Annotated in this window: 27 protein-coding genes; 19 read left to right on the plus strand and 8 right to left on the minus strand. The window is 72.8% G+C overall.

All coding sequences use genetic code 11. The annotated features are described in order from the left end of the window. Positions 1-84: 84 nt before the first annotated feature. Positions 85-1,257 (plus strand): YncE family protein, encoded by a 1,173-nt coding sequence (locus GGE06_RS10790; protein ID WP_184930693.1) that lies wholly within the window; start codon positions 85-87, stop codon positions 1,255-1,257. 14 nt (positions 1,258-1,271) lie between these two features. Here GGE06_RS10790 and GGE06_RS10795 read toward each other — a convergent pair whose 3' ends face one another. Then, complete coding sequence (locus GGE06_RS10795; protein ID WP_116163087.1) at positions 1,272-1,844, minus strand: NADPH-dependent FMN reductase; 573 nt, start codon at positions 1,842-1,844, stop codon at positions 1,272-1,274. 136 nt (positions 1,845-1,980) lie between these two features. Here GGE06_RS10795 and GGE06_RS10800 point away from each other — a divergent pair, with 136 nt between their 5' ends. Further along, the gene (locus GGE06_RS10800) at positions 1,981-3,363 is read left to right on the plus strand and encodes an NAD(P)/FAD-dependent oxidoreductase (protein ID WP_116163085.1); all 1,383 of its coding nucleotides are present in this window, start codon (positions 1,981-1,983) and stop codon (positions 3,361-3,363) included. A 69-nt stretch (positions 3,364-3,432) separates the two neighbouring features. Here the strand turns inward: GGE06_RS10800 and GGE06_RS10805 are convergent, their stop codons facing one another. Next, positions 3,433-4,224, minus strand: a complete 792-nt coding sequence (locus GGE06_RS10805) for a L,D-transpeptidase family protein (RefSeq protein ID WP_116163083.1) — start codon at positions 4,222-4,224, stop codon at positions 3,433-3,435. Between the two features lie 251 nt (positions 4,225-4,475). On the opposite strand from GGE06_RS10805, the gene GGE06_RS10810 reads away from it, so the two are divergent. The 4 genes from GGE06_RS10810 (at position 4,476) to GGE06_RS10825 (ending at position 8,005) form a co-directional block, all read left to right on the plus strand. After that, positions 4,476-5,888: a pyridoxal phosphate-dependent decarboxylase family protein gene (locus GGE06_RS10810; RefSeq protein ID WP_184930694.1), complete on the plus strand. Its 1,413-nt coding sequence runs from the start codon at positions 4,476-4,478 to the stop codon at positions 5,886-5,888. A 31-nt stretch (positions 5,889-5,919) separates the two neighbouring features. Beyond that, complete coding sequence (locus GGE06_RS10815) at positions 5,920-6,360, plus strand: GNAT family N-acetyltransferase (RefSeq protein ID WP_184930695.1); 441 nt, start codon at positions 5,920-5,922, stop codon at positions 6,358-6,360. Between the two features lie 80 nt (positions 6,361-6,440). Continuing rightward, positions 6,441-7,517 (plus strand): NAD(P)H-dependent amine dehydrogenase family protein, encoded by a 1,077-nt coding sequence (locus tag GGE06_RS10820; RefSeq protein WP_184930696.1) that lies wholly within the window; start codon positions 6,441-6,443, stop codon positions 7,515-7,517. Further along, positions 7,517-8,005: a carboxymuconolactone decarboxylase family protein gene (locus GGE06_RS10825; RefSeq protein WP_116163075.1), complete on the plus strand. Its 489-nt coding sequence runs from the start codon at positions 7,517-7,519 to the stop codon at positions 8,003-8,005. Before GGE06_RS10820 ends, GGE06_RS10825 begins: the two co-directional genes overlap by 1 nt. Positions 8,006-8,062: 57 nt before the next feature. On the opposite strand, the gene GGE06_RS10830 is transcribed toward GGE06_RS10825, so the two are convergent. From GGE06_RS10830 to GGE06_RS10840, 3 genes are all read right to left on the minus strand, one after another. Then, entirely contained in the window at positions 8,063-9,712 is a 1,650-nt protein-coding gene (locus GGE06_RS10830) for a GMC oxidoreductase (RefSeq protein WP_116163073.1), read from the minus strand. A gap of 121 nt (positions 9,713-9,833) precedes the next feature. Then, entirely contained in the window at positions 9,834-11,276 is a 1,443-nt protein-coding gene (locus tag GGE06_RS10835; RefSeq protein WP_116163071.1) for an aspartate ammonia-lyase, read from the minus strand. Between the two features lie 317 nt (positions 11,277-11,593). Then, on the minus strand, positions 11,594-12,715 hold the full coding sequence (locus GGE06_RS10840) for an asparaginase (RefSeq protein WP_184930697.1): 1,122 nt from the start codon (positions 12,713-12,715) through the stop codon (positions 11,594-11,596). Positions 12,716-12,833: 118 nt separating this feature from the next. Between GGE06_RS10840 and GGE06_RS10845 the strand changes: the two genes are divergently transcribed. From GGE06_RS10845 to ehuA, 10 genes are all read left to right on the plus strand, one after another. Beyond that, positions 12,834-13,298, plus strand: a complete 465-nt coding sequence (locus tag GGE06_RS10845) for an Lrp/AsnC family transcriptional regulator (RefSeq protein ID WP_116163067.1) — start codon at positions 12,834-12,836, stop codon at positions 13,296-13,298. 198 nt (positions 13,299-13,496) lie between these two features. Beyond that, positions 13,497-14,300 carry an endonuclease I family protein gene (locus GGE06_RS10850; protein ID WP_116163065.1) on the plus strand — a complete coding sequence of 268 codons (804 nt, stop codon included), beginning with the start codon at positions 13,497-13,499 and terminating at the stop codon, positions 14,298-14,300. Between the two features lie 348 nt (positions 14,301-14,648). Continuing rightward, entirely contained in the window at positions 14,649-15,179 is a 531-nt protein-coding gene (gene ectA, locus GGE06_RS10855) for a diaminobutyrate acetyltransferase (RefSeq protein ID WP_116163063.1), read from the plus strand. A 73-nt stretch (positions 15,180-15,252) separates the two neighbouring features. Then, positions 15,253-16,533, plus strand: a complete 1,281-nt coding sequence (gene ectB / locus GGE06_RS10860) for a diaminobutyrate--2-oxoglutarate transaminase (protein ID WP_221518025.1) — start codon at positions 15,253-15,255, stop codon at positions 16,531-16,533. 28 nt (positions 16,534-16,561) lie between these two features. After that, on the plus strand, positions 16,562-16,972 hold the full coding sequence (locus GGE06_RS10865) for an ectoine synthase (protein WP_116163058.1): 411 nt from the start codon (positions 16,562-16,564) through the stop codon (positions 16,970-16,972). A 31-nt stretch (positions 16,973-17,003) separates the two neighbouring features. Then, entirely contained in the window at positions 17,004-17,900 is an 897-nt protein-coding gene (gene thpD / locus GGE06_RS10870; protein WP_116163056.1) for an ectoine hydroxylase, read from the plus strand. Then, entirely contained in the window at positions 17,897-18,787 is an 891-nt protein-coding gene (ehuB, locus tag GGE06_RS10875) for an ectoine/hydroxyectoine ABC transporter substrate-binding protein EhuB (protein WP_184930698.1), read from the plus strand. Before thpD ends, ehuB begins: the two co-directional genes overlap by 4 nt. Positions 18,788-18,799: 12 nt before the next feature. Continuing rightward, the gene (gene ehuC / locus GGE06_RS10880) at positions 18,800-19,474 is read left to right on the plus strand and encodes an ectoine/hydroxyectoine ABC transporter permease subunit EhuC (protein WP_116163052.1); all 675 of its coding nucleotides are present in this window, start codon (positions 18,800-18,802) and stop codon (positions 19,472-19,474) included. Then, positions 19,474-20,109, plus strand: coding sequence for an ectoine/hydroxyectoine ABC transporter permease subunit EhuD (gene ehuD / locus GGE06_RS10885; RefSeq protein WP_116163050.1), 636 nt, complete (start codon positions 19,474-19,476; stop codon positions 20,107-20,109). Before ehuC ends, ehuD begins: the two co-directional genes overlap by 1 nt. Beyond that, positions 20,099-20,896 carry an ectoine/hydroxyectoine ABC transporter ATP-binding protein EhuA gene (gene ehuA / locus GGE06_RS10890; protein ID WP_181924731.1) on the plus strand — a complete coding sequence of 266 codons (798 nt, stop codon included), beginning with the start codon at positions 20,099-20,101 and terminating at the stop codon, positions 20,894-20,896. The genes ehuD and ehuA overlap by 11 nt, the downstream gene beginning before the upstream one ends. 37 nt (positions 20,897-20,933) lie before the next feature. Here the strand turns inward: ehuA and GGE06_RS10895 are convergent, their stop codons facing one another. Then, complete coding sequence (locus GGE06_RS10895) at positions 20,934-21,803, minus strand: RNA polymerase sigma factor SigF (RefSeq protein ID WP_184930699.1); 870 nt, start codon at positions 21,801-21,803, stop codon at positions 20,934-20,936. 180 nt (positions 21,804-21,983) lie between these two features. Between GGE06_RS10895 and GGE06_RS10900 the strand changes: the two genes are divergently transcribed. Next, positions 21,984-22,412: an ATP-binding protein gene (locus tag GGE06_RS10900; protein WP_116163043.1), complete on the plus strand. Its 429-nt coding sequence runs from the start codon at positions 21,984-21,986 to the stop codon at positions 22,410-22,412. A gap of 12 nt (positions 22,413-22,424) precedes the next feature. Here GGE06_RS10900 and GGE06_RS10905 read toward each other — a convergent pair whose 3' ends face one another. Further along, positions 22,425-23,918 (minus strand): SulP family inorganic anion transporter, encoded by a 1,494-nt coding sequence (locus tag GGE06_RS10905; RefSeq protein ID WP_184930700.1) that lies wholly within the window; start codon positions 23,916-23,918, stop codon positions 22,425-22,427. Between the two features lie 221 nt (positions 23,919-24,139). Beyond that, positions 24,140-24,697, minus strand: coding sequence for an HPP family protein (locus GGE06_RS10910; protein ID WP_116163039.1), 558 nt, complete (start codon positions 24,695-24,697; stop codon positions 24,140-24,142). A 167-nt stretch (positions 24,698-24,864) separates the two neighbouring features. On the opposite strand from GGE06_RS10910, the gene GGE06_RS10915 reads away from it, so the two are divergent. Both GGE06_RS10915 and GGE06_RS10920 read left to right on the plus strand, forming a co-directional pair. Continuing rightward, a complete protein-coding gene (locus GGE06_RS10915; protein WP_184930701.1) occupies positions 24,865-25,707 on the plus strand; it encodes an N-formylglutamate amidohydrolase in 843 nt (280 codons plus the stop codon). A gap of 10 nt (positions 25,708-25,717) precedes the next feature. After that, entirely contained in the window at positions 25,718-25,981 is a 264-nt protein-coding gene (locus GGE06_RS10920; RefSeq protein WP_116163035.1) for a DUF6296 family protein, read from the plus strand. Positions 25,982-26,011 lie beyond the last annotated feature (30 nt).

A 26,011-nucleotide genomic window follows, 5' to 3' on the forward strand; every position in this document is an offset into this window, starting at 1 on the left:
GGGCCCGGCACGGGCGGAGGATCGGGACAGGGCGCGGGACCCCGGCGGGGCCGTCCGCGCGGTCGCCGTACCGAGGAGTCCGTCATGCCGAAGTTCCGCCGTTCGTCCCGTGCCGCCCGGGTGCTCCTGCCCGGCGCGGTGGCCGTGGTCCTGCTCGCGGGCTGCGCCCAGGGCTCCGGCGGGACCGCCACCGGTCCGACGACGCCCGCCGGGACCTCCCCCACGGCCGGATCGCCCACCCCCGGCTCCCCCGTCACGGTGACGCCCGCCCCTGACGGCACGGTCGCGCCGGGCACCCTGCTCGTCACCGACTTCGGCTCCGACACGGTCACCTTCGTCGACCCCGCGCGGGGCGCCACCGGTGCCGTGAAGGTCGGCACCGCGCCGTACGGTCTGGCCGTCGGCGAGGACGGGCGGGCCTGGGTGGCGACCGCCGAGGGCGTCGCGGTCGTGGACACGAAGAGCCGCACACGCCTCGCGCTGATCCCGTACCGCACCGACACCGGGCCCGTCACCACGGGCGAGTACCGGGGCGGCGGCATGGGCATCGCGCTCTCCCCGGACGGACGTCGGGCGTACGTGGGGGTCAACGTGCCCGGCGGGAACGGCACCCTGGAGGTCGTCGACACGGCGGCCCTCGAAGTCACCGACACCGTCCCGGTCGGCCGGCGCCCGTTCGACGTGGACGTGTCACGGGACGGCGCCGAGGTGTACGCGACGGACCACGACTCCTTCGACGTCACGGTCGTCGCGGCGGGAACCCTTGAACCGCGCCGGATCGAGGTCGCCCCGTACGGCACGGAGGGCGGGCTCGGCTCCTGGCTCAAGCCGCACTACACGGCCGTGCGGCCCTCCGACGGGAAGCTGCTGCTGCCGTTCGAGGGCGAGCGGCTCGCGGTGGTGGACCCCCGGACGGGCCGGACGACGATCGAGCCGATGACCGCGAACACCCATCAGCACGGCGCGACCGTGACCGCCGACGGGACGCTGCTGACCGTCGGCACCGGTCCCGTCGACCCGGACGTGGACCGCGGCCCCTCCCTGACGGTGCGCACGCCCGGCGGGGCCGAGCGGGTCTACCCGCTGGAGGGCCCGCACGAGAGCGTGGCCGTGTCCCGGGACGGCCGCACCGCCTACGTGACGGGCGGCTTCACCCGGGACGGGTACTGGGACGGTCTGACCGTCGTCGACCTGGACACGGGCGACACCCGCCGTCTCCCGGCGGGCTCGCGGCCCCTGGGGATCGCGGTCCTCTGACCCGCGGCAGGGCCTCAGCGCTGCGGCGGCAGGACGGTGAGGACCCGCTCCACGAAGGCCTTGAAGTCGGACATGAAGTCCGACAGGAACTGCTGGGTCGTCGGATCGGTGACCTCGCCGTCCTCGTCGAACAGCCCCGGGGTGAACTGGATGTACGCCTCCGGGGCGTTCATCTGCGGGGAGTTGCAGAAGCTGAGCACCGAACGGAGGCTCTGCTGGGCGACGGCCGTGCCGATCTTGCCCGGCGAGGCGCCGATGACGGCGGACGGCTTGTGGGTGAAGGAGTTCGTGCCCCAGGGGCGGCTGGCCCAGTCGATGGCGTTCTTCAGCGCGCCGGGGATGGACCGGTTGTACTCGGGCGTCACGAAGAGGACCGCGTCGACGGCCGCGATGGCGTCCTTGAGCGCCCTGCCCTCGGGCGGGTAGTCGGCGTCGAAGTCGTGGTTGTAGAGCGGGAGGTCCTTGATGGGGATCTCCCGGAACTCCAGGCCGGGGGGCGCGACGCGGATCAGGGCCCGGGACAGGATCCGGTTGATGGACTTCGTCGAGAGGCTGCCGACGAAATAGCCGACCTGGTACGTGGTCATGCGCGCTGTCCTGCCTTCCGCTGGGGGATGTTTCCGGGGCCTTCCGTAGGGCCTTCCGCAACGTAACCCGAGGAGCGATACGTCACCAATCGCGATAAAAAGGGTGAACCAACGCTCATACGGAAGGGCGGACAGCGTGACGCGACCGAGAATCCTCGTGGTGGGCGCCGGTTTCGCCGGAGTGGGCTGCGTACGGCGGCTCGAACGGCGGCTTGCCGAGCGGGAGGCGCTGATCACGCTCCTCTCACCGTTCTCGTACCAGCTGTACCTGCCGCTGCTCCCCCAGGTGGCCGCGGGCGTGCTGACCCCGCAGTCGGTCGCGCTCTCGCTGCGCCGCAGCCAGCGGCACCGGACCCGGATCGTCCCGGGCGGTGTCGTCGGCATCGACACGGCCGCGAAGGTCTGTGTGGTGCGGACGATCTCCGGCGAGTTCGTGACGGAGCCGTACGACCATCTCGTCCTCGCGCCGGGCAGTGTGACCCGCACCTTCGACATCCCGGGGCTCGCCGATCACGCGCGGGGGATGAAGACCCTCGCGGAGGCCGTCTACATCCGCGACCACGTCATCGCCCAGCTGGACCTGGCGGACGCGAGCGACGACGACGCGGAACGGGCCGCGCGGCTGCGGTTCGTCGTGGTCGGCGGCGGTTACGCGGGCACGGAGACGGCTGCCTGTCTCCAGCTGCTCACCCGCAACGCGGTCAAGCGGTACCCGCGTCTCGACCCCGACCTCATCAAGTGGCACCTCGTGGACATCGCGCCGAAGCTGATGCCCGAACTGGGCGACAAGCTCGGTGCCGCCGCCATGGACATCCTGACGAAGCGCGGCATCGAGGTGTCGCTCGGAGTGTCGGTGGCCTCGGTGGACGACGAGGCGGTGACGCTCACCGACGGGCGGGTGCTGCCCAGCCGGACGCTGATCTGGACGGCCGGCGTGGCCGCGAGTCCGCTGATCGGCACGCTCGGCGCGGAGACCGTCCGGGGCCGGCTCGTCGTCTCGGCCGAGATGGACGTGCCGGGGCTCGACGGGGTGTGGGCGCTCGGCGACGCGGCCGCGGTCCCCGACCTCGCCAAGGGCGGGGAGGGCGCGATCTGCCCGCCGACCGCGCAGCACGCGATGCGGCAGGGCAAGGCCGTCGCCGACAACCTGGTCGCGACGCTGCGACGCGAGCAGACCCACCCGTACACGCACAAGGACCTGGGGCTCGTCGTGGACCTGGGCGGGATGGACGGGGTGTCGAAGCCGCTCGGCGTGGAACTGCACGGGGCGCCCGCCCAGGCCGTGGCCCGCGGCTACCACTGGGCGGCGCTGCGGACCAATGTGGCCAAGACCCGGGTGATGACGAACTGGCTGCTCAACGCCGTCGCGGGCGACGACTACGTACGGACCGGGTTCCTGGCCTCGAAGGCGGGGACGCTCCGGGACTTCGAGTACACGGACGCGTATCTGACGCCGGAGCAGGTCCGTCTGCACACGGGCTCGTTCCGCGGGGCGGTCGGGACGGGCGGCGACGACTGACGCCCTGATCGCGGCGCCGGGTGACCGGATGCCGGCGCCGCGCGGGCCGTCAGTACGTGAGCCGGGCCGTCACTCCGCGAGTTCCCGCACCGGGCCCATCACCACGACGGGTTCCGCGGCCGGGTCGAGGGCGCGCAGGAGTTCGCGCAGCGCCTCCTGGTCCAGGGCGATGCACGCCTGCGTGGGTCCGCCGTGGTCGACGTGGATCCAGACGCCGCCGCCCTTCTCGTCACCGAGCGGGCGCTCCTTGTCGAGCGGGCTCCGGCCGGGCACCCGGTTGTAGTCGATCGCGATCACGTGATCGAACGAACCTTCCAGGGGCTCGCCCAGGAAGCCGGTGCCGCTGATGTCGAACAGTTCGTCCTCGTCGTACGGGAGCCGGGTGCCGGGGTCGGGCAGCCTGCCCCCCGCGTCGCCGATCCGGAAGACCCCGATGGGGCTGCGCAGGTCACCGGCCGTGTGGTCGGAGGTCCAGCCCTGGAGGGCGTTGTGGGCGCGCCACGGTCCGGCGGCCTCGATCCAGCCGCGGGCGGGGTCGCGCCGGTACAGGGTGGCGGTCGAGGTGTTGGAGTCCTCGGTGGCTCCGGTGACGACGAGGGCCTGGGTGCTGCCGTCGGGCACGAGGGCCTGGGTGCCGGGCCCGACTCCGGGGAGCCGGGGCACGGGGACCGGGGCGGAGGCGAGACGGTTGGCGCCCGCGGCCGGCGGGGCCGGGTGGGGGCGACCGTCGCCCGAGGCGGGCGCGGTCGTGCGGGCGGGCGCGGGTACGGGTGCGGTGGGGCTCGCGCAACCGGTGAGCAGCAGGGCGGCGCACAGTGTGCCGGCGCTCAGCAGCGCGGGGGCGCCCTTGCGGACGGGCATGGGACGGCATCCTCCTGGCCGGGGGCAGTGCAGCGATCCGTACCCGTTCGACGGGCGGCACTGCCGCCGCGGCCGCGCCCTCACCCGTACGGCTGCGTCCGTGATGCGAACGGCCGACGGCGCTGTTCCCGCGTGGCCCGACCGGATCCGTACCACTGAGAGCGATCGGCCTGCCCATGGACCCACATATCAGGCCACTTTCTTTGAATTGGCCCCCGCATGCCCCTTGATCGACTGCCTAGTCTGAGGCCATGCATCCCACCCTCGCCGCCGACCTCGCCCGGCTCCCCGAACTCCTCCAGACCGCCCGCGACTTCGCGGCCCGTGAGCTCTCCCGGGTGGACGAGCGGCCCGTCGCCACCGCCGAGGAGGCTCCCGGACCCGAGCGGCTCCCGGCGGACGGCGTCGGAGCCCAGGGCGCCCTCGACCGGTTCGCGCAGCGCTGGGAGCCCGGGTTCTCGGGCTCGGCGGGCCCGCGCTACCTCGGCTTCGTGACCGGCGGCGCCACCCCGGCGGCGCTGACCGGGGACTGGCTCACCGGTGCGTACGACCAGAACGGCTCCAGCGGCGGCGGTTCGACCTCCGACGCGCTGGAGCGCGAGACGGTGGGCTGGCTGCGGGAGCTCTTCGGGCTGGGCGAGGCGCACCGGGGCGCGTTCGTCAGCGGTGCCACCATGTCGAACACCGTGGGGCTCGCCATCGCCCGGGAGTGGCTGGGCGAGCGCCTGGGCGTCTCGGTGTCGCGCGCCGGCGCGGCCGCGCTCGGCCCCGTCACCGTGCTGTCCGGCAGCCCGCACTCCAGCATCACCAAGGCCCTGTCGGTCCTGGGCATCGGGCGGGACCGGCTGCGGCCGGTGCCGCTGCTCGGCGGGGAGCGGGAGGCCGTGGACGTGGCGCGCCTCGCCGAGGAGCTGGAAGCGCTGGACGGGCGGCCCGCGATCGTGGTCGCCAACGCCGGGACGGTGAACACCGTCGACTTCGACGACCTGCGGGCGATCGCCGCGCTCAAGGAGCGGTACGACTTCTGGCTGCACGTCGACGCGGCGTTCGGCGCGTTCGCCGCCCTCTCCCCCGCCCACGCCTCGCTCGTCGACGGGTTCGACGCCGCCGACTCGATCTGCGTGGACCTGCACAAGTGGCTGAACGTCCCCTATGACGCCGCCGTCCAGTTCACCCGCCGTCAGGACCTCCAGGTGCGGGTCTTCCACAACGAGTCGCCGTATCTCGGCCTCCCCACCGGGACGCCCGACTTCCTGCACCTGACGCCGGAGAACTCGCGGAGGCTGCGCGCCCTGGCGACGTGGTTCTCGCTGACCGCGTACGGACGCGAGGGGCACGCCGAGATCGTGGAGCGCTGCGCGGCGCTCGCCCGCCGCCTCGGCGAGGGGATCTCGGCCGTCCCCGGGCTTCGGCTCCTCGCGCCGGTGCACCTGAACGTCGTCTGCTTCACGCTCGCCGACCGTCCGACGGCGGAGCGGCTCGCCGCCGTGGCGCGGGCGGTCGCCGACTCCGGCGAGGCCTTCCTCACCCCCACGGTCCTGCACGGGACGCCCGCGCTGCGGGCCGCGTTCAGCAACTGGCGGACGACGGAGGAGGACACGGACCGGGTCCGGGACGCGCTCGCGCGGGCGGTCCGGGGGCTCCCCGCGCCCGAAAGCGTTTGACCCGCCCGGCGGGGCGCGGTTTCCTGCTGCGATGAGTGATCTCCGTATCGAGCGGGCCAGGACCGAGGAGCAGCTCGCCGACTGGCGGGCCGTACACAACACGATCATCCCGACGGCGGTGCTCTCCGCCGAGGACGTGCGGGAGCGAGCGGGCCGGAACCGGCTTGACGTCGCCTATCTCGGGGACGTGGCCGTGGGCTGTTCGACCGTGCGTCCGCCGGACGAGGAGACCCCGGCGGCGACGGTGATCGCGCGGACGCTGCCCGGGTACCGGGGGCGGGGCTTCGGGACCGCGCTGTACGAGGCGGGGCTCGCGCACGCGCGGACGCTGAGCGACGAGGGCGTGGAGACGGTGGTCCTCGCCTCGAACGAGGAGGGGTTGCGGTTCGCCCTGGCGCGCGGTTTCACGGAGGTGGAGCGGTACGTCCTGCCGGGGGACACGATTCCGTTCGTGGCACTCCGTCTGGCCTGACCAGCACTATTTCTGACGCTCCGTCAGAACATCTCGTCACGGGTCTGGGAACCTCCGGTGCCCGGCGCTACCCTCCGCGCATGATTCGGACGGTGGTGTGGGGTACGGGGAATGTCGGGCGCGCGGCCATTCGCGCCGTGGACGCCCATCCGGGTCTCGAGCTCGCGGCCGTGCTCGTGTCCGACCCGGCCAAGGTGGGCCGTGACGCGGGCCGGCTCGCGGGGCTCGGACGCGATCTCGGGGTGCCGGCCGGCGACGACGTCGGCGCGGTGCTCGACGGGCGGCCGGGGGCGGTGGTCTACGCGGCCTCCGGCGACACCCGGCCCGACGGGGCGCTCGCCGATGTGGCGCGGGCGGTGGCGGCGGGCGCGGTGGTGGTGACGCCCGCCCTGTATCCGCTGTACGACCAGCGCAACGCGCCGCCCGAGTTCCGGGATCCGGTGCTCGCGGCGGTCGCCGAGGGCGGCGGTTCGCTCTTCGTGTCGGGCGTGGACCCGGGCTGGGGCAACGACGTGCTGCCGCTCCTGGTGAGCGGGCTCGCCGCCACGGTGGACGTGATCCGCTGCCAGGAGATCTTCGACTACTCGACGTACGAGCAGGAGGAGTCGGTCCGCGAACTCGTGGGGATGGGCCGGCCGATGGAGTACGAGCCGCCGATGCTCTGGCCGTCGGTGCCGACGATGGTCTGGGGCGGGCAGATACGTCTGATGGCCCGCGCGCTCGGGGCCGAACTCGACGAGATCCGCGAGACCTTGGAACGGCGCCCGCTGGAGTCCACGGTGAAGACGCGGACGATGGGCGTGTTCGAGGCGGGGACGCAGGGCGCGGTCCGCTTCGAGGTCCAGGGGATCGTCGGCGGGGAGCCCCGGATCGTGATCGAGCACGTCACCCGGATCCACCCCTCGTGCGCGCCGGACTGGCCGGTGCCGCCGGACGGGGCGGGCGCGCACCGGGTGATCGTCGAGGGGAGCCCCCGGATCGAGGTGACGGTGGCGGCGACCGACGAGGGCGAGAACAGGTCGGCGGGCGGGAACGCCACGGCGGTGGGACGGCTCGTCGGGGCCATCGAGTGGCTGGTCGAGGCGGAGCCGGGACTGTACGACGCGCTGGACGTGCCGCTGCGGCCGGCGGTCGGGAAGCTGGGAAGGAGACCGTAGTGATCATCGACATTCCCGAGGGCCAGGAGCCGATCGGGTACGTGTGGGGCGACATGGTCCCGGAGATCGGGACGGCGGCGGCGAACTTCTCGCTGTCCGTGTACGCCCATACGACCCTGGGACTGCGCGAGTTCGAGGCGGCGCGGCTGCGGATCGCGCAGATCAACGGCTGCGGCTTCTGCCTCGACTGGCGTACGGACCGGGACGGGGTGAAGGTCGAGGAGGGGTTCGACGAGCTCGTCGCGGCGTGGCGGGAGACGGAGGTCTCGGAGGCCTTCGACGAGCGGACGCGGCTCGCGGCCGAGTACGCGGAGCGGTACGCGCTCGACCACCACGGTCTCGACGAGGAGTTCTGGGCGCGGATGACGGCCCGGTACAGCCAGGCGGAGATCGTGGAGCTGACGATGAGCCTGGGCTCGTGGCTGGCGTTCGGCCGGCTCAACCGGGTGCTCGGGCTCGACGAGGTGTGCGTGCTGCCGACGCACTGAGGGTGCGGAGAGGGGCCGGCCGGTGTTCCGGCCGGCCCCTCTTTCGCATGGGGGCGCTCAGAAGTCCTCGGCGATGATGCGCTCGATGTTGCGCTCGGCGAGGGCCGTGATGGTGACGAACGGGTTGACGCTGGTGTTCCCGGGGATGAGCGAGCCGTCCATGACGTAGAGGCCCTGGTAGCCGTGGAGGCGGCCGTGGTTGTCGGTGGCCCGGTCGAGGACGGCGCCGCCGAGCGGGTGGTAGGTGAGGTGGTCGCCCCAGATCTTGTAGGCACCGAAGAGGTCGGTCCGGTAGATCGTCCCCTCCTTGCTGTTGATCTTGTCGAAGATGGACCTGGCCATGTCGATGGACGTCTGCTTCCAGGCCCGGTCCCAGCTCAGGTCGACCTTGCCCGTGGCCGGGTTCCAGCTGAACTCGGCGCGGCGGGGGGTGCGGGTGATGGAGAGGTAGAACGAGGCGTAGGTCTCGATGCCGGTGGGCAGCGGGGCGACCTCGGCGAAGGCGCCGCCCGCCTCCCAGTTGTCGATGCCCGCGGTGGGCATCGAGGACTGGAGCTGTCCGGTGGGGTCCCACATGTGGTTGGCGCGGCCGCACATGACGTTGCCGTTGTCGCCCCAGCCCTTGCCGATCTCGTCGTTGAGGGCACCCAGGGCGCCGGTCGCCTTGAGCCGGGTGAGGAGCTTGCTGGTGCCGACGCTGCCGGCCGCGAAGAAGACCCGGTCGGCGCGGACGGTCTTGGTGACGAGGGTGGTGCCGGTGGTGTCGATCTGCTCGATCACGACGGTGTAGCCGCCGGCGGAGGCCGGGCTGACGGAGGTCACCCGGTGGAGCGGGGAGACGTTCACCCGGCCGGTGGCGGCGGCCTGGGCGAGGTAGGTCTTCTGGAGGCTCTTCTTGCCGACGTTGTTGCCGTAGATGACCTCACCCGCGAGGGCTGACTTCTGGACGGTCCCGGCGGCCTCCTGCTTCATGTAGTCCCAGTCGTAGACGTTGGGCACGAAGACGAAGGGGAAGCCGGAGCGCTCGGCGTGCTTGCGGCCCACGCGCGCGTACTGGTAGCAGTCCTGGCTCTCCCACCAGTTCACGTCCACCGAGGTGACGCCCAGGCCCGCGTTGGCGCGCGGGTAGTAGGTGGCGTACATCTCGGCCGGGTCGACGGTGGGGAGGATCGCCGGGAACCGCTCCCGGAGCGGGGTGACGGCCATGCCGCCGTTGACGAGGGAGCCTCCGCCGACACCGCGCCCCTGGTAGACGGTGATGCCGGCGAAGTCCTCCGCGTCGAGGATGCCGGTGTGCACCGGCACGTCCTTGTCGAGGGGGTAGCCGAGGAACTGGCTCAGCGGCTGCTTGGTGCGGGTGCGCAGCCAGAACGAGCGGTAGTCCGGCTTGGTGGTGTTGGCGAAGATCTTGCCGTCGGGGCCCGGGGTGTCCCAGGCCATGCCCATCTCGATCATGTGGACGTCGACGCCGGCACGGGCGAGCCGCAGGGCGGCCACGGAGCCGCCGTACCCGGTGCCGATGACGAGGGCGCGGACCTGGGAACCGTCGGGGATGGGGGTGCAGTTCAGGCCGGGCACTTCGGCGCGGGCGGGGGTCGTGATCGTACCGGCGAGGGCGGCGGCGCCGAGAACAGAACCTGTTCCGGCGAGAAAGCGGCGGCGGCTCACTCTCTGGTTTCCCTGGGCGGACAGGGGGTGTTCACTCATGTGATCTTCCTCGGTCGCGAGTGAATGGGAACACGTTCTACGACCGGCCGCCGAGGAAGTCACGAGAAACTGCCGGGTAACTTATGGCCGGACATGCCCTCTTGATCGCCCCCGCCCGCGCTCAGACGCCGGCCGGACCCGGGGCTCCGGTGAGGCGCTCGGGGGTGAGGAGTTCGGCGAGCCGCTGCGCGGGCAGCAGGCCCTTCTCCACGGTGAGTTCGAGGACCCCGCGGCCGGTGGCGAGCGCCTCCTGGGCGATGGCGGTGGCGGCGGTGTAGCCGAGGTGCGGGTTGAGGGCCGTGGCGAGGCCGATGGAGTTCTCCACGGCCGCCCGGAGCGCCTCGGTGTTGGCGGTGATGCCGACGACGCAGCGCTCGGCGAGGGTGAGGCAGGCCGCACGCAGCGAGAGGAGGCTCTTCGACAGGGCGTGGAAGATCACCGGCTCGAAGGCGTTGAGCTGGAGCTGTCCCGCCTCGGCCGCCATGGTGATGGTGATGTCGTTGCCGATCACCTCGAAGGCGACCTGGTTGACGACCTCGGGGATCACCGGGTTGACCTTGCCGGGCATGATGCTCGAACCGGCCTGCACCGGGGGCAGGTTGATCTCGCCGAGGCCCGCGCGCGGACCCGAGGACAGCAGTCGCAGGTCGTTGCAGGTCTTGGAGAGCTTGACCGCGATCCGCTTGAGGACGCCGGAGAGCTGGACGAAGGCGCCGCAGTCCTGCGTGGCCTCGACGAGGTTCGCGGAGGTGACGAGCGGCAGCCCGGTCAGCTCGGCGAGGTGGCGGCGGGCGGTCTCGGCGTAGCCGGGGGCGGCGTTGAGGCCGGTGCCGATGGCGGTGGCGCCGAGGTTGATCTCGTGGATGAGCTCGATCGCCTCGGCGAGCCGGCCGCGGTCCTCCTCCAGCATCACGGCGTACGTGGAGAACTCCTGGCCCAGCGTCATGGGCACCGCGTCCTGGAGCTGGGTGCGGCCCATCTTCACGACCTCGCGGAACTCCAGGGCCTTGGCGGCGAAGGCGTCCTGGAGGACGGCCATGGCCTTGAGGAGCTCGCGGGCGGCGCCGATCGCCGCGATGCGGATCGCGGTCGGGTAGACGTCGTTGGTGGACTGGCCGAGGTTGACGTCCTCGTTGGGGTGGAGGCGGGTGTACTCGCCCTTGGCGTGACCGAGGAGTTCGAGGGCCCTGTTGGCGACGACCTCGTTGGCGTTCATGTTGGTGGAGGTGCCCGCGCCGCCCTGGACGACGTCCACGACGAACTGGTCGTGGAGCCCTCCCGTACGGATCTCCCGGCAGGCGCCGGCGATGGCGTCGGCCTTGTCGGAGGGGAGCAGACCGAGCTCCTCGTTCGCGCGGGCGGCGGCCTCCTTGACGGCGGCGAGCGCGTCGATGAGCAGCGGGTAGACCGAGATGGGCGTGCCCGTGATGGCGAAGTTCTCGGTGGCGCGCAGGGTGTGGACGCCCCAGTAGGCGTCGGCGGGGACGTCCCGGTCGCCGAGCAGGTCGTGCTCGCGGCGTACGGGAGCGTCGTGCGGGGCCGGTGCGGGAACCGCGGGAACCATGAGGAGCCGTCCTTGGGGAGAGGAGGGGAGGGATGCCGGGTGGTGCGGGGCGGGCGCGGGCGCGGGAAGGCGCGCCTGTGGCCGGGTGGCCGTTTCCGGGCACGGCGGAGCCGCCGGGCGGCCCCGGCGGGCGCGGTGCGCCGGTGAGGGAGGTTGAGTTCCGGCTCGCGGGCGGGCGGGGGGAGTGCACCGTCCGCGAGCCGGGGCTGTGGGGTGGCCTGTCGGGCCCGGGCCACCGGGCGGGACAGACCTGTGGGGCTCTCGGCCCTGATCCGCCGGGCGGGGCGGACCTGTGGGGCCGGAGCCGCCGGTCGGCCCTACACGCGGGCGGCGACCGCCGAGGCCGAGCGGGAGTGGCCGGTGGCGAGGGCGGGCTCGTCGCGGACCGGTCCCTCCAGGAGGCGGCGCAGGAGGGCGGTGCTGCGGGCGGGGTCGCCCGCGCCGGCGGCGCCTTCGGCGAGGAGCGTGGAGAGGAGGGCGATGCGGGCCTGGCCGGCCCGGAGGGTGCCGGTGAGCAGGGCGCCCGCGGCGACGAGGTCGACCGCGCCGCCGCCGGTGTATATCTCGGCCAGCGGTCCCGCGGGGACGCGGGTGGTCACGGCGACGAGGACGCCCTGGGCGACCGCGTCGGCCACGGCGGCGGCGATCTCGGGGGTGGCGTTGCCGGCGCCGGTGGCGACGAGGACGATGCCCCGGGCGCCGGCGGCGACGGCCGCGTTCAGCAGGAACGGGTCGCCGTCGGAGTGGTGCGTGACGATGTCGACCCGGGGCAGCGGGGTGGCGTCGGGGCCGGTGGCCCCGGGCGCCGCGGTCCGCGCGGCGGCCGGCAGGGGCAGCGCGGCGGGGCGCTCCGGCTGCCGCTCGATGTCGACGCGGGAGAACCCGACGCGGCCGAGGCGCTCGGCGGAGGGGTCGGAGAAGGCGTCGGCGGCGAGGGTCTGGCTCTTCACGGTGCCGCGTGCCGCGTGGACGCGGCCGTCGAAGACGACGAGGACGCCGAGGTCGCGGACGGAGGCGGCGACCTGGAGGGCGTCGTAGAGGTTCCCGGGGCCGTCGCCGTCGCCGGTGCCGAAGGGGCGCTGGGCGCCGGTGAGGACGACCGGGCGCGCGTCGGTGTGGTGGAGGTCCAGGAGGAAGGCCGTCTCCTCCAGGGTGTCGGTGCCGTGAGTGACGACGATGCCGTCGACGCCGGGGTCGGCGAAGGTCTCGTGGACGGTGCGCAGCAGCGCGAGCTGGTGGGCCGAGGTCATGCGGGAGCTGTTCACGTTGAACAGGTCGACGACCTCGACGGTGACGCCCTCGGGCAGCGGGGCGGTGGCCAGGACGTCGTCGCCGGAGGCGTCGGCCGCGTAGCCGGTGCCCTGCCAGCGGCTGGCGATCGTGCCGCCCGTGCTGATGACGACGATCCGGCGCGCCCCTCCGTCGTTCGTCCGCTTCATGCCTGCCGTCCTCACTCCGTACCCATTTCTCCTGTGCTCGCAACGATAGGACAGGAGGCACGCAAGCCGATTGCGAAATCAGCCCCTCCTTCGTTTCGGCGTGGTGGATAATTGCGCCATGGACCGGATCGATCTCCACATCTTGCGTGAGCTCCAGAACGACGGCCGACTGAGCAACCAGGAGCTGGCCCAGCGGGTCGGGCTCAGCGCCTCCCCCTGCCTGCGCCGGGTGCGCCAGCTGGAGCAGGACGGGGTGATCCAGGGCTACCGGGCGATCATCGATCCGGAGGCGGTGGGGCGGGGCTTCGAGGTGCTCGTCTCGGTGGAGGTGAAGCGGGACCGGGAGACGGTGGAGGCCTTCGAGGCGGCGCTCCAGGACGTGCCGGACGTGATCGAGGCGTACCGACTGTTCGGGAGTCCCGGCTGTCTGCTGCGGATCGCGGTGGCAGACCTCGCGGCGTACGAGCGGCTGTGGATCGAGCGGCTGACGACGCTGGCCGGGGTCACCGAGGTGAACTCGCAGATCATCATGAAGCGGATCAAGGAGCCGAAGGGGATGCCGGTGGACGTCCGGGGCGTCTGAGGCTCCGAACGAACACCAGGGGGCGGTTCCGGTTGCGCCGGATGCGAGAACGTCATGGAACAGCCCCCTCCTCGTTACATGACAGGTACCTGACGTGTGCCACTCTCCCGATGACACGTAGTCAACACGCGTAGACAACGGCGGCTTTGAGCCATGCCCGCCGCCCCGCGCGTGCCGTCCCCGGGAAAGGGCCCCCCCATGTCCGTTGTGCGGATCGGTGGATGGAAGGCGTGGGCTGCGGCCGTCGCCGCCACCCTCGTCGGCATCACGCTCCCCGCGGTCACCGCGACTCCCGCGAGCGCCACGACCACCGCGTACGACAGCACGTACTACAAGAACGCGATCGGCAAGACCGGCACGAGCCTCAAGTCCTCGCTGCACACCATCATCAGCAGCCAGAGCAAGATCTCGTACGACGCGGTCTGGAACGCGCTGAAGGCGACCGACCAGGACCCGAACAACACCAACAACGTGATCCTGCTCTACAGCGGCGTCTCGCGCAGCAAGTCCCTCAACGGCGGCGCCGTGGGCGACTGGAACCGCGAGCACACCTGGGCCCAGTCCCACGGGAACTTCGGCACCTCGGCCGGCCCCGGCACCGACCTGCACCACCTGCGCGCCTGCGACGTGCAGGTCAACAGCACGCGGGGCAACAAGGACTGGGACAACGGCGGCAGCGCGGTCAGCGGCGCGCCCGGCAGCTACACGGACAGCGACTCCTTCGAGCCGCGCGACGCCGACAAGGGCGACGTGGCCCGCATGATCCTCTACATGGCCGTCCGTTACGAGGGCGACGACGGCTTCCCGGACCTGGAGCCCAACGAGTCGTCCACGAACGGCAGCGTGCCCTTCCACGGCCGCCTCTCGGTCCTGAAGCAGTGGAACGAGCAGGACCCGCCGAGCGCCTTCGAGGAGCGCCGCAACGACGTCATCTACAACACCTACCAGCACAACCGGAACCCGTTCATCGACCACCCGGAGTGGGTCGAGGCGATCTGGTAGTCGCGATCCGGCAGTCCGGGCGACACGGACGCGACGGAGCCGGGCCGGGTGCGGTGGCGCACCCGGCCCGGCTCCTGCCATGTCGACCCCTACGCCTGACCGTTCCCGGCGCCTTCAAACGCGAAATCCCGGATCGTCTCACGTTTTTAAGGGATCGAATCCGACAACCAAGATGCGTTATCCACCCGTTATAAACGGTCATTTTGACCGCTTCTGATCGGATGTGCCGCGCGTTCGGGAAGGGATTCCCGCCACGGAGGCCGCCGACGCATCTATCACGCCCGCACCGCCTCGAACAAGACCTCCGCCCCAGGAAGTTCCGCGGTCCGCTCGGTAACTTCGGCGCCCATGACCACTGCCCCCCTGACATCCCCGGTCGGCGGCGTCTCCGTCGGCCCGGCCGAGATCGCGGACGGCGCCGAGCTCTGGCGGATCGCGCGCGGCTCGGGAGAACTCGACCTCAACTCGCCCTACAGCTACCTGCTGTGGTGCCGCGACTTCGCCGACACGACCGCCGTCGCCCGTGACGCCACCGGACGACCGGTCGGCTTCGTCACCGGATACCTGCGGCCCGACGAGCCGGGGACGCTCTTCGTCTGGCAGGTCGCCGTGGAGGGTTCGCACCGCGGAACCGGGGTAGCCGGGACCCTGCTCGACGCTCTGGCCGCCCGCGTGGCGGCCGAGCACGGACTCGACCGGGTGGAGGCCACCGTCACACCGGGGAACCTGGCCTCCGACCGGCTGTTCCGCTCCTTCGCCCGCCGGCACGGCACGGACCTCACCCGCGAGGTCCTCTTCCCGTCCGCCTCCTTCCCCGTGACGGGACACGAGGCCGAGGTGCTCTACCGCATCGGTCCCCTCGCACCACCGGCGTCCTGAGCCCACACCACCGCTCCGCCGCTCCCCCCGCTCGCCGAACTCCACCCCACTCTGGAGAAGAGACTCCGTGACCCTGACCGACATCGCCGCCCCCTCCGTCTTCGAGACCGTCGAATCGGAGGTCCGCAGCTACTGCCGCGCCTGGCCCGTCGTCTTCGAACGCGCCGCCGGGAGCCGGCTGTACGACGAGGACGGCCGCCCGTACCTCGACTTCTTCGCCGGGGCGGGCTCGCTCAACTACGGCCACAACAACCCGGTGCTCAAGCGCGCCCTCCTCGACTACCTCGCCGACGACGGCATCACCCACGGCCTCGACATGTCGACGACCGCCAAACGCGCCTTCCTGGAGACCTTCCGCGCCACCGTCCTGGAACCCCGCGCCCTGCCGTACAAGGTGATGTTCCCCGGCCCCACCGGCACCAACGCCGTGGAGGCCGCCCTCAAACTCGCCCGCAAGGTCACGGGGCGCCAGACGGTCGTCTCCTTCACCAACGCCTTCCACGGCATGTCGCTCGGCTCGCTCGCCGTCACCGGGAACGCCGCCAAGCGCGCCGGAGCGGGCGTCCCGCTGCACCACGCCGCCCGCATGCCCTTCGACGACTACCTCGACGGGCAGGTCACCGACTTCCTCTGGTTCGAGCGGCTCCTGGACGACTCCGGCTCCGGCCTCGACCACCCCGCGGCCGTGATCGTCGAGACCGTCCAGGGCGAGGGCGGCATCAACGTCGCCCGGGCCGAGTGGCTGCGCGGTCTCGCCGAACTCTGCCGCCGGCACGACATGCTCCTCATCGCCGACGACATCCAGATGGGCTGCGGACGCACCGGCGACTTCTTCTCCTTCGAGGAGGCGGGCATCACGCCCGACATCGTCACCCTGTCCAAGTCCATCAGCGGCTACGGCCTGCCCATGTCCCTCTGCCTCTTCCGCCCGGAGCTCGACCTGTGGGAGCCCGGCGAGCACAACGGCACCTTCCGCGGCAACAACCCCGCCTTCGTCACCGCCACGGCCGCCCTCGACGCCTACTGGCGCGACGGCGCCCTCCGCGAGCGCACCCTGAACCGGGCCGCCCGCGTGGAGCGCGCCCTGCTCGACCTGTGCGGCGACGACGCGGCGACGGGGGTGGCGGTGCGCGGCCGCGGTCTCGTGTGGGGCCTGGAGTTCGCCGACGGGGAGCGCGCCGAGGCCGTGTGCCGGCGGGCCTTCGAGACCGGTCTGCTCCTGGAGACCTCCGGGCCGCGCGGCGAGGTGGTCAAGCTGCTGCCGCCGCTGACCGCCACGGACGACGAACTCGACGAGGGCCTCGGCGTCCTGGCCCGCTCCGTCCGTCACACCGCCGGCCGCCGCGCCGCCTGACCACCCCCGCACGAAAGGCCATCACCCCATGATCGTCCGTACCTTCGACGAGCTGGAGAACACCGAGCGGCACGTCCGGGCCGCGTCCGGGACCTGGGAGAGCAAGCGCATCGTGCTGGCCCGCGAGCGGGTCGGCTTCTCCCTGCACGAGACCGTGCTGTACGCCGGCACCGAGACCTCCATGTGGTACGCCCACCACGTCGAGGCGGTCGTCTGCACCGCCGGCGAGGCCGAGCTCACCGACCACGAGACCGGGCGCACGTACACGATCCTGCCCGGAACGATGTACCTGCTCGACGGGCACGAGCGCCACACCCTCAGGGTCAAGCGGGACTTCCGCTGCCTGTGCGTCTTCAACCCGCCCGTCACCGGGCGCGAGGACCACGACGAGAACGGCGTCTACCCGCTCCTCACCGAGCCCGAGACCGGTCAGGCCTGAGCCCCCTCCGTACGCGAAAGGAAGGCACCCCATGGCCTCCGCACCCACCCGTCCCGTCGACCTCTACCCCACCCGCGGCTCCCGCGAGGAGCTCATCGGCCGCAAGGACCCCGTCGTCTGGTCCGAGCCCGGCACACCGGGACCCTTCTGGGCCCGGGAGCTGGAGGAGTACGACCGCGACGGCTTCGTCACGGTGGACGAGATCGTCACCCCGGACGAGGTCGACGAGCTCCGCGCCGAGCTGGACCGGCTCGTCGCCGACCCCGCGGTCCGCGCGGACGAGCGGGCCGTCGTCGAGCCCCGCTCCCAGGAGATCCGCTCCGTCTTCGAGGTGCACCGGATCAGCCCGGTCTTCGCCCGGCTCGCCGAGGACCCGCGGATCGCCGGGCGCGCCCGGCAGATCCTCGGCTCCGAGGTCTACGTCCACCAGTCGCGGGTCAACGTCAAGCCCGGCTTCGGCGCCAGCGGCTTCTACTGGCACTCCGACTTCGAGACCTGGCACGCCGAGGACGGCCTGCCCCGGATGCGGACCGTCTCGGTGTCGATCGCGCTCACCCCGAACCACACCACCAACGGCAGTCTGATGATCATGCCGGGCTCGCACCGCACCTTCCTGGGCTGCGCGGGCGAGACGCCGAAGGACAACTACAAGCAGTCGCTGCGGATGCAGGACGCCGGGACCCCGTCCCACGAAGCGCTCACCACCTTCGCCGACGCCTGCGGCATCCGGCACTTCACGGGCCCGGCGGGGTCGGCCACCTGGTTCGACTGCAACGCCCTGCACGGTTCGGGCGACAACATCACCCCGTACCCGCGCAGCAATGTCTTCCTCGTCTTCAACAGCGTCGAGAACGAGCCCGAGGCGCCCTTCGCCGCACCGGTCCGACGCCCCTCCTTCATCGCCGCGCGCCCGGGAGACCGCTCATGACGCTCGGCCGCCGCGGCTTCCTCACCGGAGCGGCCCTCCTCGGCGGTCTCGCCCTGACCTCGTGCACCCGCACCGAGGCCGGGACGGGAGCGCCCGAAGGCGACGCGAAGCTCCTCTCGACCCTCCGGGAGCAGGGCTTCGTGCGGGTCGGGTTCGCCGGTGAGGCGCCGTACGGCTTCCAGGACGGCGGCGAGCTCGCCGGAGAGGCCCCGACGCTCCACCGCGAGATCTTCAGGGCCCTCGGCGTACGTGAACTTCGGCCCACGCTCACGGAGTTCGGCGCGCTCATCCCGGGACTGCTCGCCGGCCGGTTCGACGTGGTGAGCGCGGGCATGGCGATCACTCCGGAGCGCTGCGCCAAGGTGATCTTCTCCGAGCCGGAGTTCGTCTCCCCCACCGCGCTCATGGTCCGCAAGGGCAACCCGAAGGGGGTGAGCGACCTGGAGTCCTGCGCGGCGAAGGGCGCCACGGTCGGGGTGCTGACCGCGGCCGTGGAGGCGTCCTACGCGAAGGCGGCGGGCGTCCCGGACGGATCGGTCAAGACGCTGGCGAAGCAGCAGGACGGGCTCGACGCCCTCCTGGCCGGACGGATCGACGCCTTCGCGCTGACCGCCATCTCCCTGCGCTGGCTCGCCCGGACGAACGGGGACGCGCCGGTGGAGGTGGGCGAGGCGTTCGTCCCGGTGGTCGGCGGCGCCCGGCAGCTGGGCGCGGGCGGGGCCGTGTTCCGGCCGGGGGCGGACGGGCTGCGGGACGCCTTCGACCGGGAACTCCTGAAGATCACCGGCTCCCCCGACCGGTTCGTCGGGCTCGTGGGGAAGTACGGCTTCACCGCCCGCGAGGTGCCGCCCCGTTCGCTGCGGACCGCCGACCTGTGCGCCGGCTGACGGGCGCCCGGCATGGCTGACTTCCCGGCCGAGCTCCGGCGCGCGCTGCCCCGGCTCGCGGAAGGGCTCCTGGTGACGGCGGAGGCCACGGTGCTCGGCGCGGCGCTCGCCCTGCTCCTCGCGTACGTCCTCGGGCTGTCGTCCCGGTCGGCGCGGCTGCCGGTGCGCGGCGCGGCGCGGTTCGTCGTGGAGTTCTTCCGGGGGACCTCGCTGTACGTGCAGCTGTTCTGGCTGTTCTTCGCGCTCCCGATGGTCGGCTTCCGGCTCGAACCGCTCGCCTGCGCCGTGCTCGCGCTCGGCCTCAACTACGGGGCGTACGGCGCCGAGGTGGTGCGGGGCGCGATCACGGCGGTCCCCCGCGCGCAGACCGAGGCGGGGATCGCGCTCGGCATGGGGCCGGCGCTGCGCCTGCGGCGGGTCGTCCTGCCGCAGGCGCACGCCCTGATGGTCGCGCCGTTCAAGAACCTGCTCGTGCAGCTCCTGAAGGCGACGCCGCTGCTCTCCCTGGTCACCGTCCCCGATCTCACCTTCCAGATCGACCAGTTGCGCTCGGCCACGGGCGCGACGGCCGCCTCGTACCTGCTGCTGCTCGGGCTCTACTTCGCCATGGCCGTGGGCCTGAGCCTCCTCATGAACGCCCTGGAGCGGGTGGCGAAGGCCCGGCTCGGGCAGGAAGGCGGTGCGTGATGTGGGACGGGGAGGCGGCCCGGGCCGCGCTGCCCGCCGTACTGGAGGGGTTCGGCGTCACGGTCCTGGCGACCGTGCCGGCGTTCGCCGTCGCCGTGGTCCTCGGGCTCGTCCTCGCCCTCGTCCAGCGGGCGGGCCCCCGGTGGCTGGCGCTCCCGGTACGCGCGGCGGCCACGTTCGTCCGCTCGACGCCGCTCCTGGTGCAGCTGTTCGCGGCCTGGGTCCTGGTGCCCGCGCTCGACGCCCCGGTGCTCGGCGTCCTGGTGCTCGGCGTGCACTACGCCACGTACCTCTCCGAGGTGTACCGGACGGGCATCGACGCCGTGCCACGCGGCCAGTGGGAGGCCTGCACGGCCCTTTCGCTGCCGCGCCGACGGGTGTGGCGGGCGGTGGTGCTGCCGCAGGCCGTACGGAACGTGCTGCCGCCGCTCGGCAACTACGCCGTGTCCATGTTCAAGGAGACGCCCCTGCTCTCGGTGATCACGGTGCACGAGATGGTCCACGAGGCGAACACCTTCGGCAGTACGCACTTCGCCTATCTGGAGAGCTTCACCCTGGCCGCCGCGGTGTTCCTGCTCGCGAGCTGGCCGACGTCCGTCCTCGTACGACGACTGGAGGAACGCCTTGCCCACTGAGGACCGGAAGGATCCGGCGGCCCCCGCGGTGCGCTTCGAACGGGTCACCAAGCGGTTCGGCGACCACACCGTGCTCGACGGCCTCGATCTGGAGGTGGGGCGCGGCGAGCGGGTGACGCTGATCGGTCCGAGCGGCTCGGGGAAGACCACGATCCTCCGGCTGCTCATGACGCTGGAGCGGGTCACCGACGGCCTCGTCCTCGTGGACGGGCAGCCCTACTCGCACATGCCGCGGGGCGCGGGCGGGAAGCTGGTGCCGGCGGACGAACGGCATCTGGCGGTGCTCCGGCGCCGGATCGGCATGGTGTTCCAGCAGTTCAACCTGTTCCCGCACATGAGCGTCCTGGAGAACGTCGTCGAGGCGCCCGTCCACGTGCTCGGCGAGGGCCGGGAGGAGGCCCGTCGCAGGGCGCGGGACCTGCTCGACCTGGTCGGGCTCGGCGACAAGGCCGAGGCGCGGCCGACCCGGCTCTCCGGCGGCCAGCAGCAGCGCGTGGCCATCGCCCGCGCGCTCGCGATGCGGCCCGAGATCCTGCTCCTCGACGAGGTGACGTCCGCGCTCGACCCGGAGCTGGTGGCGGAGGTGCTCGACGTGCTGCGGGACATCGCCCGCAACACCGACATCACCCTGCTGTGCGTGACGCACGAGATGGGCTTCGCCCGGGACGTCTCCGACCGGATCCTGATGTTCGACCGGGGCCGGATCGTGGAGTCGGGCCCGGCCGGCGAACTCCTGGAGTCCCCCACCCACGCGCGTACGCGCGCGTTCCTCGGCTCGGTGCGGTGAGCCCACCGGCCGGGTGCCCGGGGCGCGCCCCGCCCCGTCAGTCACCGGTCGTCGCCCCGACCATGCCCTGCCGCAGCCGGTCCAGGCTGCGGGCCAGGAGGCGCGAGACGTGCATCTGGGACACACCGAGGCGTTCGCCGATCTGCGTCTGGGTCAGCTCCTCGACGAAGCGCAGGTGCAGCAGCAGCCGGTCGCGCTCGCCGAGGGCCTCCACGAGGGGAGCGAGGGTGTGGAAGTCCTCGAAGAGCGCGAGCGCCGGGTCCTCCTCGCCGATGAGGTCGGCCAGGGCCGCGTCGTCGTTCTCCTCGTCACCGCTGCCGAGCGCCGCGTCCAGGGAGGTCGACCGGTAGCCGTTCGCGGCCAGTTGCGCCTCGACCACCTGCTCCTCGGACAGGTCCATGACGGGCGCCAGTTCCGCGACCCGGGGTGCGCGGCCGAGCCGCGCGCTCAGTTCGTCGGTGGCCTTCGCCAGCTCGACCCGCGCCTCCTGGAGCCGGCGCGGGACGTGGACGGCCCAGGAGGTGTCACGGAAGAACCGCTTGATCTCGCCCACGATGTACGGCACGGCGAAGGTGGTGAACTCCACCTCGCGGGACAGGTCGAAGCGGTCGATCGCCTTGATCAGGCCGATCATGCCGACCTGGACGATGTCCTCCCGCTCGTCGGCCCGCATGGAGAAGCGGCCCGCCGCGTACCGCACGAGCGTCATGTTCATCTCGATCAGGGTGTTCCTGACGTACTGGTGCCCGGGCGTGCCCTCCTCCCGTGCCGCGAGTTCGCGGAGGAACACCCGCGACAGGGCGCGGGCGTCCCGGGGCGGCACCTCGCGGGGCGCCTCGAGAAGGGGGAGCTCCCCCGTCGTACCGCTCGTCACGTCCGTCGTCGCCTTGGCCACCTCGGTCCGCACGGGGACGACCTCCTCCTGCTCTCTGTCCGTTCGGCGGTCCCGGTTCGCGTACCCGCTCCGCGCGGACCCACTCCTCGGCGGTCCGGGTCGTCCTCGGCCCGGCCGGGAGGCATCACTCCGGCGTGTCCGGGCAGGCGTCCCCCGTCAGCCTTCGACACATCGGGAAGTGAGGGACCCGCGATGAACAGCCGGAGCGAAACCCGGTCCCGTACGACCGCCGCGGCTTCTCCGGCAGCCGCCGGAAGGGCCGGACCGCCGCCGCTCCTCACCCCGGCGCAGGCACGCCGGCTGGTCAGCCGCACGCTCACGGCCCTCGGCCCGCTGCCGCCGTCCCAGGTCGACGACCTGCTGCTCGTCACCTCGGAGCTGGTCACGAACGCCCATCGTCACGGGGGTGGTGTCACCTCGTTCGGGATCGCCGTCGGCAGCGACCGGGTGACCGTCTCCGTGGCCGACGCCAGCGGGGAGCCGCCGCGCCACGAGCCCCAAGGGGAGCTGCGGCCCGGCGGTTTCGGCTGGCCGATCGTGCTGCGGCTGTGCCGCGAGGTGTCCGTGGACACCCGGCCGGACGGAAAGACCGTCCACGCGGCGGTGGCCGTCGACCGCTGAGGCCGCGTGCGCTCAGGCGTCCGCGGGGCGGGCGGGGTGACGGTCCGGCGGGCCGTGGAGGTGTACGGAGGCGGGGCCGCCGCTCGTGCGGTGGCGGTCGGCCCAGGACTCCAGGGCGGCGCGACAGGCATGGTCGAGGTGGTGGAGCCCGGAGAGGTCCAGGACGACGGGGCGGTCGCGCGGCAGGGATTCGAGGGTGTCGAGGATCGTCGGCAGCCGCAGGAAGGTCACCGTGCCCGACAGGCCGACGCGGACGGGCCCTTCGCCTTCGTCGGTGTGGTCGACGCGCAGGTGGGAGGCGTCCCAGGCCGCCTTGGCGACGGAGAAGACGAGTCCGATCAGGACGCCTTCGAGCATGTTCAGGGAGACGATCGCCAGGGCCGTCACCACGAGGACGAGCGCTTCGCCGCGGTGGCCTCGCCACAGGGTGATCAGGCCCCTGAACGGGATCAGCTTCCAGCCCGCGTGGACGAGGATGCCGGCGAGCGCGGCGAGCGGCACGTACTCCAGGGTGCCGGGCAGCAGGGCGGCGAAGACCAGGAGCCACAGCCCGTGGAACACACGGGAGGCCTTGGTCCGGGCGCCCGCCTGGACGTTGGCCGAGCTGCGGACGATCACGGCGGTCATGGGCAGGGCGCCGAGCAGCCCGCAGAGCGTGTTGCCGAAGCCCTGGGCGACCAGCTCCTTGTCGTAGTCGGTGGGCGGTCCGTCGTGCAGCCGGTCCACGGCCGCCGCGCTGAACAGGGACTCCGCGGAGGCGATCAGCGCGAAGGCGAGGACGGTGCCGAGCAGGGCGAGGTCGGTCAGGGCCGCCAGACCGTCCGCCCCCGGCAGCCGTACGGCGTCGACGACGCCGCTCACCCGCACCGTCGCGACGGGCAGGTCGAGCAGGGCGGTCGCGAGCGCCGCGAGGAGGACGGCGACGAGAGCGCCGGGGACGGCCCGCACCCTGCGGGGCAGGTGCCGCCAGCCGACGATCACCAGGACCGTGGCGGCGGCGACGGCGAGCGGGACGAGCGTGTCGCCGCCGGTCACCGCGCGCCCCAGGGCGGCGGGCAGTCCGGCGAGCCGGGACGGGCCGGAGGAGGGGGCGCTGAGTCCGGCCGCGGCATAGAGCTGGCCGGCCACGATGACGAGGCCGATCCCGGCGAGCATCCCCTCGACGACGGAGAGGGAGATGGCCCGGAACCAGCGGCCCCAGCGCAGCAGGCCCAGGGCGACCTGGAGCAGCCCCGCGAGGAGCACGACGACGCCGAGCGCGGCCGGGCCCAGTGTGCGGACCGCGTCGAGGACGAGGACGGTGAGGCCGGCGGCGGGGCCGGAGACCTGGAGGCTGCTGCCCCGCATGAGGCCGGTGACGACACCGCCGACGATGCCGGTGACGAGACCCAGTTCGGCGGGGACGCCGGAGGCGACGGCCACGCCGATGCAGAGCGGCAGCGCGACGAGGAAGACGACGAGGGAGGCGGCGAAGTCCTGCCGGAGGTACGGAAAGGAGGTGGCCATACACGGGGTCATACGCCCTCGTTCCGGACGGTCCGGCGTCCACGGGCGGCTTCCGACCGGAACCGGCCGGAAGGTGACCCGATCACCCCGGGGAAAGGCGCCCGGAGGTGCGGATCACCGGGGGCGCACCGGGCCGCAGGCGCCCGCACACGCGATCAGCGGGAGGGCGTACGGTCGCCACGCCGGGGCGCAGGGGTGCGGAGGCTCCGGGGTCCCGGGGCTCACCACCAGTAGGCGGGGTACCTCGGGGCGGCGCGGCGGATGCGGGAGGCGGCGAACGCGGTCAGGACGAGCAGCACCGTCGCCCCGAACAGCAGGGGGACGAACCGGCCGGGCGCGGGGGCCTGGAGCACGATGACGACGGCGGTCGCGCAGGCCGGGGAGTGCGGGGTGCGGGCCAGGGTGGTCAGCGCGAGGGTGACTCCGGCGGCGACGGCCGCGGCCCAGGCGCTGCCGTGCGCGGCGACGGCCGCCACGGCGTATCCGGCGGCCGCGCCGAGGAGGTGGCCGACGATCACGCTGCGGGGCTGGGCGAGGGGAAGCGCGGGGGCGCAGTGGACGAGCGCGGCGCTGGCGGCCAGCGGGGGTATCAGCACCGGCTCGTGGATGAGGGCGCCGAGGGCGACGAGCCCGAGGAGGGCGGCGGTCGCGGCGCTGACGCTGTGGACGGCGGCGCCGGGCGCGGGGCGGGCCGGGGCGCGGCCGGCGATCCACCGCGGGCGGGCACCCCGTGGGGCGGAGGCGGCGGTGTCGGGACGCGGTGCGGCGTCGATGCTCATGGGATGCGCGATTTCCGGGCTGGGACGGGCAGGGGTGGTCGTACGGGTCCCTGTGGTCGACAGTCGGCCCGGTCTCACGCCTGAGCCTGGTGCGGCGGCGCGACCTCCTCCCACTCTAACCAGCGGTTTCGCCACGGCGCGGGCGGGGTCGGAGGCAGGATCGGTCCATGACCGACGCAGCCGACACGAGCTCCGACACCCCGCCCTCCTTCCGGCTCCTCCCCGGGGCCCCGGACTCCCCCGTCCTCCTCCATGTGCCGCACTCCTCCCGCGAGATACCGGCCGGCGTACGGGACGGGATCCTGCTCGGTGACGGGGAGCTGGCCCGCGAGCTGGACCACATCACGGACTCCCACACCGCGGAGATCGCCGCCGTGGCCGCGGCGGCGGCCGGCGCGGCGCCCTGGCGGTTCGTCAACGGGCTGTCGCGGCTCGTCGTCGACCCCGAGCGGTTCCCGGACGAGCGCGAGGAGATGCTGTCCGTCGGAATGGGCGCGGTGTACACCCGCACCACCCACCGCGAAGCGCTGCGGCCGGCCGGGTTCGATCCGGAGCCGCTGCTCGACCGGTACTTCGTCCCGTACGCGCGGGCGATGACGGAGGCCGTGGCCGAGCGTCTGGCGGTGGCGGGGCGGGCGGTGATCGTCGACGTCCACTCGTACCCGACGGAGCCGCTGCCGTACGAGCTGCACGGCGACGGCCCGCGCCCGCCGGTCTGCCTGGGCACGGACGCCTTCCACACGCCGCCCGCGCTGCTCGACGCGGCGCGGGAGGCGTTCGGCGGGTTCGGCGACGTCGGGACGGACAGCCCGTTCGCGGGGACGTACGTGCCGCTGGAGTACTACGGACGGGATCCGCGGGTGAGTGCCCTGATGGTGGAGATCCGCCGGGACGGGTACATGGGCGAGCCGGGCGGGCCCGCGGGCCCGGGTGTCGAGGCCCTCGGGAGGGCCCTGGCGGCCCTGGTCGACGCGGTGGCTCCGACGGGTGGGCGTGTCCGATCGGCGTAAAATCAGGTAGATGAGCCCACTCCGATACGAGCTGGTGTTCTCCGACGACACGGGATCGGCCCAGGACGTCGTGGTCGTGGAGCGCACGGCCCTCAAGGGGTCCGGAGGCCATCCCGTCTACGTCGACGCCACCGGCATCATCCGGGCCGAGATCAGCGACCGGGACGAGGTGCGCATTCTCGCGAGCGGGGGCCATCAGGAGATCTCCCGGCCGGTCCGGGCCCGTGCGCTCCCCGACCCCGGTCCGGAGGATCCACCCTCTCCGGCCGCCTGAGGTCCGCCCCCGGCCCTCATGCGTTCGGTC

The organism is Streptomyces nymphaeiformis (assembly GCF_014203895.1).
Lineage (GTDB): Bacteria > Actinomycetota > Actinomycetes > Streptomycetales > Streptomycetaceae > Streptomyces > Streptomyces nymphaeiformis.

Coding starts and splice junctions, on each gene's coding strand:
- GGE06_RS10835 (WP_116163071.1), bottom strand. CDS start 11,276: ATGGTTCCCGCGGTTCCCGCACCGGCCCCGCACGACGCTCCCGTACGC.
- ectA (WP_116163063.1), top strand. CDS start 14,649: ATGACCACTGCCCCCCTGACATCCCCGGTCGGCGGCGTCTCCGTCGGC.
- GGE06_RS10850 (WP_116163065.1), top strand. CDS start 13,497: ATGTCCGTTGTGCGGATCGGTGGATGGAAGGCGTGGGCTGCGGCCGTC.
- GGE06_RS10815 (WP_184930695.1), top strand. CDS start 5,920: ATGAGTGATCTCCGTATCGAGCGGGCCAGGACCGAGGAGCAGCTCGCC.
- ehuD (WP_116163050.1), top strand. CDS start 19,474: ATGTGGGACGGGGAGGCGGCCCGGGCCGCGCTGCCCGCCGTACTGGAG.
- GGE06_RS10795 (WP_116163087.1), bottom strand. CDS start 1,844: ATGACCACGTACCAGGTCGGCTATTTCGTCGGCAGCCTCTCGACGAAG.
- GGE06_RS10805 (WP_116163083.1), bottom strand. CDS start 4,224: ATGCCCGTCCGCAAGGGCGCCCCCGCGCTGCTGAGCGCCGGCACACTG.
- GGE06_RS10820 (WP_184930696.1), top strand. CDS start 6,441: ATGATTCGGACGGTGGTGTGGGGTACGGGGAATGTCGGGCGCGCGGCC.
- ehuC (WP_116163052.1), top strand. CDS start 18,800: ATGGCTGACTTCCCGGCCGAGCTCCGGCGCGCGCTGCCCCGGCTCGCG.
- GGE06_RS10905 (WP_184930700.1), bottom strand. CDS start 23,918: ATGGCCACCTCCTTTCCGTACCTCCGGCAGGACTTCGCCGCCTCCCTC.
- GGE06_RS10920 (WP_116163035.1), top strand. CDS start 25,718: ATGAGCCCACTCCGATACGAGCTGGTGTTCTCCGACGACACGGGATCG.
- GGE06_RS10830 (WP_116163073.1), bottom strand. CDS start 9,712: ATGAGTGAACACCCCCTGTCCGCCCAGGGAAACCAGAGAGTGAGCCGC.
- GGE06_RS10910 (WP_116163039.1), bottom strand. CDS start 24,697: ATGAGCATCGACGCCGCACCGCGTCCCGACACCGCCGCCTCCGCCCCA.
- GGE06_RS10845 (WP_116163067.1), top strand. CDS start 12,834: ATGGACCGGATCGATCTCCACATCTTGCGTGAGCTCCAGAACGACGGC.
- GGE06_RS10900 (WP_116163043.1), top strand. CDS start 21,984: ATGAACAGCCGGAGCGAAACCCGGTCCCGTACGACCGCCGCGGCTTCT.
- GGE06_RS10810 (WP_184930694.1), top strand. CDS start 4,476: ATGCATCCCACCCTCGCCGCCGACCTCGCCCGGCTCCCCGAACTCCTC.
- GGE06_RS10790 (WP_184930693.1), top strand. CDS start 85: ATGCCGAAGTTCCGCCGTTCGTCCCGTGCCGCCCGGGTGCTCCTGCCC.
- GGE06_RS10840 (WP_184930697.1), bottom strand. CDS start 12,715: ATGAAGCGGACGAACGACGGAGGGGCGCGCCGGATCGTCGTCATCAGC.
- ehuB (WP_184930698.1), top strand. CDS start 17,897: ATGACGCTCGGCCGCCGCGGCTTCCTCACCGGAGCGGCCCTCCTCGGC.
- thpD (WP_116163056.1), top strand. CDS start 17,004: ATGGCCTCCGCACCCACCCGTCCCGTCGACCTCTACCCCACCCGCGGC.
- GGE06_RS10915 (WP_184930701.1), top strand. CDS start 24,865: ATGACCGACGCAGCCGACACGAGCTCCGACACCCCGCCCTCCTTCCGG.
- GGE06_RS10865 (WP_116163058.1), top strand. CDS start 16,562: ATGATCGTCCGTACCTTCGACGAGCTGGAGAACACCGAGCGGCACGTC.